Origin of the sequence: Pseudomonas sp. MYb185 (genome assembly GCF_002979975.1) — a bacterium.
Lineage (GTDB): Bacteria > Pseudomonadota > Gammaproteobacteria > Pseudomonadales > Pseudomonadaceae > Halopseudomonas.
The window spans coordinates 1-5,850 of sequence record NZ_PCQD01000005.1 but is presented as its reverse complement, the minus strand read 5'-3'; the positions used below and the strand labels follow the sequence as shown (position 1 = coordinate 5,850).

The 5,850-nt window shown below is 61.5% G+C and carries 3 protein-coding genes; all 3 read right to left on the bottom strand.

Annotation, left to right across the window (positions count from 1 at the left end):
* Positions 1-240 precede the first annotated feature (240 nt).
* Positions 241-2,274 (bottom strand): nucleoside-diphosphate sugar epimerase/dehydratase, encoded by a 2,034-nt coding sequence (locus tag CQ007_RS08930; RefSeq protein WP_256582250.1) that lies wholly within the window; start codon positions 2,272-2,274, stop codon positions 241-243.
* 326 nt (positions 2,275-2,600) lie between these two features.
* Positions 2,601-3,617 carry a UDP-glucose 4-epimerase GalE gene (gene galE / locus CQ007_RS08925; RefSeq protein WP_105645308.1) on the bottom strand — a complete coding sequence of 339 codons (1,017 nt, stop codon included), beginning with the start codon at positions 3,615-3,617 and terminating at the stop codon, positions 2,601-2,603.
* Between the two features lie 532 nt (positions 3,618-4,149).
* Positions 4,150-5,544: a phosphomannomutase CpsG gene (locus CQ007_RS08920; RefSeq protein WP_105645306.1), complete on the bottom strand. Its 1,395-nt coding sequence runs from the start codon at positions 5,542-5,544 to the stop codon at positions 4,150-4,152.
* Positions 5,545-5,850: the final 306 nt, after the last annotated feature.

The window sequence follows — 5,850 nt, the reverse complement described above, 5'->3', positions numbered from 1 at the left end:
CGTAGCGCGGGGGCGCTACACCCCGAGCTGCGTCCTCGGGTTGTCGAGAGCCTCGGGCCGCGATCGGACCGGGCCGCGGTCGGCTCGACGACGGGGTTTGGAGGTTGGAGTCCGCAGGCGTAGCGCGGGGGCGCTACACCCCGAGCTGTGTCTTTGGGTTGTCGAGCGCCTGCTCGACGACGGGGTTGAGGTTGGAATCCGCAGGCGTAGCGCAGGGGCGCTACACCCCGAAAGCGGGCGCTACACCCCAAGGACTTTACTATCGCCTACCACGTCTTCCTGCCTGGCATGCTGTTCGTACAGCAGATCAACGATGCCGTTGGTGGGTGCGTATCCCTGTACCGTCGCCAGCAGGGTTTCACGTACCAGGTTGTAGTCGTCATCACGTACAGCCTGGCGCAGGCTATCCAGGACCGGCAGCAAGGCGCTCCAGGTCATGTACACTTCGTTGGCCCGATGGATCTTGCTGTGGGTGGTGGCTTCGGGGTTATCGCCGATCAGCAGCTCCTCATACAGTTTCTCGCCCGGACGCAGGCCGCTGAAGGTGATGGCGATATCGCCGTTGGGATTGACATCGTCACGCACCGTCAGGCCCGAGAGCATGATCATCTTGCGCGCCAGCCCCAGGATGGTGACCGGCTCCCCCATATCCAGCACGAACACATCACCGCCCTGCCCCATGGCCCCGGCCTGGATCACCAGTTGCGCCGCCTCGGGGATGGTCATGAAATAACGGGTAATGTCCGGATGGGTCACGGTGATCGGACCGCCCCGGCGGATCTGCTCGCGGAAGCGCGGAATCACCGAGCCGGAAGACCCCAGCACATTGCCGAACCGCACCATGGTGAAGCGCGTACGGTTGACCTGATTGACCGAGGGTGTCTCACCCCACAACCGCGGCGCCTGCTCGCGGCTCAGCGCCTGCAGCACCAGCTCGGCCAGACGTTTGGTCGAGCCCATCACATTGGTCGGACGCACCGCCTTGTCGGTGGAGATCAACACAAAGTTCTCTACCCGGCACTTGATCGCCGCCTGCGCTGCATTCAGGGTGCCGAACACGTTGTTCATGATGCCTTCGGCAATATTGTGCTCCACCATGGGCACATGCTTGTAGGCCGCGGCATGGTAGATGGTGTTGATCTGCCAGGCGCCGATCACATCCTGCAGCCGCCCGAAATTGCGGATAGACCCCATGATCGGTACCAACTGAATATCCAGCTTGCGGGCGCGAATCCAGCCTTCCAGCTCACTGTGAATCTCATACAGCGCGAACTCACTGTGCTCGAACAGCACCAGGGTGGTCGGCTCCGACTGGACGATCTGGCGGCACAGCTCGCTGCCGATCGAACCGCCAGCACCGGTTACCATCACCGCCTGCCCCTTGATGCAGCGCTGGAACAGCGAAGGGTCCGGCGGTACCGGGTCGCGGCCCAGCAGGTCGGCAATATCCACTTCCTGCAGGTCGTCCACCTTCACCTTGCCGCAGGCCAGATCCATGATGCCGGGAATGGTACGCACATGCACACCATGGCCCTGCAGATTGGTCAGGATCTCCTGGCGGCGCGAGCGCGGGGCCGAAGGCAAGGCGAGGAAAATTTCTGCCACGCGGGTGTCAGCGATCATGCTGCCGACCTCGGCACCGGAATACACCCGTAGCCCGGCAATGGTACGCCCCACCAGACGCGGGTCATCGTCGACGAACGCCAGCGCCTTGTACAGACGGCCAACCTTCAACGAAGCCAGCAACTGCAGGCCAGCGGCGCCAGCGCCATAGATGGCCACCGGTTGGCCGCTGTGCTCGCCATCCTTGTTATGCTGCAGCGTCGGCAGGCCCGCGGTCAGCCAGTCCCCCATGAAGTATTCACGGGCCAGCAAGCGCAGCCCGCCAATCAGGATCAGGCTCAGCGCCCAATAGGAAAAATACACCGAGCGCGGAAACAGCACTTCCCAGCCCAGGTCCTTGGCCACCAGCAGAATCAGCGCGAACGCCAGAAAGCCGAGGGTGACGGCCTTGGCGATGCAGTACAGGGCCACGTTACCGAAATGCCGCATGACTGCGCGATACATGCCCATACGCACATACAACGGAATGGCCAGCAAGGGCCCGAGCAGAAACAGAAAGCCCTGCCCATCCTGCGGCCATATCCAGCCTTCATCGCCCAACCGGAGATACAACGCCAGCCACAGGGCCAGCGACAATAGGATGACATCGGCAACGATCTGGATAGATCGTTTCTGGCCATGGCTCAATTCAATCAGTTGTTCTTTCAACACCGACTCAAACCTCTGATGTGATAATTGGGAACATCCGCTGCTCTAGTGCGACAGTGGTATGTTACAAAATGTTCCAGGTATTTTTTTAACTTCGTTATCTTCGGCTTCCCCGCCGCAACCCTCAGCATCCTCAACCACTGCCCTCGGCTTCCCTCTCCGTTAGCCTCATATCCCGCACCGTCATTCTCTACATCCCTCTCCGTCATCCTCGGCGCAGGCCGAGGATCCGTGGTTCCGGTTGACTCGGAGTGGCCGGTGGATCCTTCGCCTTCGCGAAGGATGACGGAGTTTCGCGCAGGATGACGAAATCAAGTGCGCCTCAGATACTACCGATACCCGTTCGGGTTATTCGATTGCCAGCGCCACGCATCAGCACACATGGCCTCCAAGCCCAACTCCGCGCGCCAGCCAAGTTCCTCGGCAGCCATCGCCGGGTCGGCATAACAGCAGGCCACATCGCCGGGGCGGCGGTCGGCCAGGACATAGGGCAACTTCTGACCACAGGCCCGTTCGAAGGCATGCAGCATATCCAGCACTGAATAGCCCTTGCCCGTCCCCAGATTGAATGCCTTGAGACCCAACCCGCGCTCCAGCCATTGCAGTGCCTTGACGTGCCCTTCGGCCAGATCCATCACATGGATGTAGTCACGCACACCGGTGCCGTCATGGGTCGGATAGTCGCTGCCGAACACACTCAGATGTTCGCGCCGCCCCACCGCCACCTGGGCGATATAGGGCATCAGGTTATTGGGGATGTCCGCCGGGTCTTCTCCGATACGGCCACTGACATGCGCACCCACAGGATTGAAGTAACGCAGCAGCGCCACATTCCAGTCGCTATCGGAAACGTACAGGTCGCCCAGCAGCTCCTCGATCATCAACTTGGAGCGGCCATAGGGGTTGGTCGCGCTGGTGGGAAAGTCCTCACGAATCGGCACCGAGGCCGGATCGCCATACACGGTTGCCGAGGAGCTGAACACCAGGTTCTTCACTCCGGCGCGCTGCATGGCCTCACACAAGACCACAGTACCGCTGACATTGTTGTGGTAATAGCGCAGCGGCTGGGTCACTGACTCACCCACCGCCTTCAGACCAGCGAAATGGATCACCGCATCGATGGCATACTGCTGAAACACCTGATCAAGCAAAGCGGCATCATTGATGTCGCCCTCGATCAGCGGCAACGTCTGGCGGCTGATGTCCTCCACCCGCCGCACCGCTTCCCGGGAACTGTTGCTGAAGTTATCCAGCACAACGACCCGGTAACCCGACGCCAGCAATCGGATGCAGGTATGCGAGCCGATGTAGCCTGCTCCTCCCGTCACCAAGATGGTCTTGCTCATACCCAATTCCTTAATCTCTTGGGGTGTAGCGCGCCTGCTGCTAAGCCTGCGCCCCCAACCTCAAACCCGTCGTCGAGCCGATCGCGGCCCGGTCCGATCGCGGCCCGAGGCTCTCGACAACCCAAGGCGCGGCTCGGGGTGTAGCGCGCCTGCGCTACGCCTACGGCCCCAACCTCAACCCCGTCGTCGAGCAGGCGCTCGACAACCCGAGAGCGTAGGGTGTAGCAGCCCGCGCTACGCCTGCGGACTCCAGCCTCAACCCCGTCGTCGAGCAGGCGCTCGACAACCCGAGAGCGTAGGGTGTAGCGCGCCTGCGCTACGCCTGCGGCCCCGACCTCAACCCCGTCGTCGAGCAGGCGCTCGACAACCCAAGGCGCGGCTCGGGGTGTAGCGCGCCCGCGCTACGCCTGCGGACTTCGACCTCAACACCGTCGTCGAGCAGGCGCTCGACAACCCAAAGGCGCGGCGCCCGCTTTCGGAGTGTAGCGCGCCTGCGCTACGCTTGCGGACTCAACCTCAACCCGGTCATTGGTCAGATCGCCCGTATCGCTTCCAGCAGCTTATCGGTCTGCTGCTGCATCAGCGCTGCATCACCGCGGCTTTCCACGTTCAGGCGGATGACCGGCTCGGTATTCGATGCGCGCAAGTTGAAGCGCCAATCGGCAAAAGAGACACTCAGACCGTCAGTGTAATCCACATCCAGCGCATCAGGCGCATATTGATCTTCGATGGTCTTGATCACCGTCGGGGCATCGCTGACTGTCAGATTGATCTCGCCGGACGAGGGATAGGCAGCGATACGCTCACCGACCAGCTCGGACAAGGGCTTGCCCTTGCGGCATACCAGCTCGGCCACCAGCAACCAGGGAATCATGCCACTGTCGCAATAGGCGAAGTCGCGGAAGTAGTGATGCGCGCTCATCTCACCGCCGTACGCCGCATCCTCGGCGCGCATGCGCTCCTTGATGAAGGCATGCCCGGCCTTGGTCTGAATCGCCACCCCACCGCTCTGCTCGACCTGCTCCACGGTATTCCATACCAGACGCGGATCATGAATGATGCGCGCGCCCCGCTCCTTCTGCAGGAAGGCTTCAGCCAGCAGCCCAACGATGTAATAACCCTCGATAAAGCGGCCCTGCTCATCGAACAGGAAGCACCGGTCGAAATCACCATCCCAGGCAATCCCCATGTCCGCTTCGTACTTGAGCACCGCATCCCGGGTCACGCCGCGGTTCTCGGTCAGCAACGGGTTGGGAATGCCATTGGGGAAACTGCCATCAGGCTCATGGCAGATCTTCACCAGCTCCACCGGAATATGCTGTTCGGCGAAAGCCTTCTCCAGCGCATCCACCACCGGACCCGCAGCACCGTTACCCGCGTTGACCACCAGCCGCATGGGCGTGAAGGACACCGGATCGATATAGCCAATCAGATGTTCGATATAGTCAGCGCGGACATCGATCAGCTCATAGCTGCCCCGATCCTCCTCGGCCACGGTCGGGTCGCAGCCGTCGACCAGCTCATACTCATTGGCCTCGGCCAGAGCGCGGATATCCGCCAGCCCGGTATCAGCCGAAATCGGCCGCGCACCTTCGCGTACCAGCTTGAAGCCGTTGTAATCGATCGGGTTATGCGACGCCGTCACCTCGATGCCGCCATCCACACCCAGGTGGAAGGTAGCGAAATACACCTCCTCGGTGCCGACCATACCCAGATCGAGCACATCCACGCCCTCGTCACGCAGCCCGTTGGCCAGCGCTGCCTTCAGGGTCGCCGAGGTCTCCCGCACGTCACCACCCAACACCACCCGCTTCGGCTTGAGCCACTGGGCAAAGCCACGGGCAATGCGGTAGGCGATCCCCTCATCCAACTGCGTACCCAACTGCCCACGAATGTCGTAGGCCTTGAAACAAGTGATTTCAGACATACAGGTTCCTTTGTTTGAAAATCAAAAACGGTTTGGTGGGGAGTGAGATTGGTTCGTTGTCCCCCTCTCCCCAACCCTCTCCCGCGAGGGGAGAGGGAGCTTGTCAGTGCTCGCAGGTTGTTCTTCCGTATTCCTGACAACATGGAGCTGTCTATATTTTTTCAGAGAGGGGCCAGGAGAAAATAGTCGTCTCCATTAGCACGGCCGGCTCCCTCTCCCCTGGCGGGGCGAAAGCGGGAAAAGCGAAGCACTGCTTCGCCCGCTTGAGCGCCCTGAGCTCTGCGAAGGGCCGGGGCCCGGAGGGGG

Excerpts from the sequence above, each read along its gene's own strand:
- CQ007_RS08920 (WP_105645306.1), bottom strand. The coding sequence starts at position 5,544 with ATGTCTGAAATCACTTGTTTCAAGGCCTACGACATTCGTGGGCAGTTG.
- galE (WP_105645308.1), bottom strand. The coding sequence starts at position 3,617 with ATGAGCAAGACCATCTTGGTGACGGGAGGAGCAGGCTACATCGGCTCG.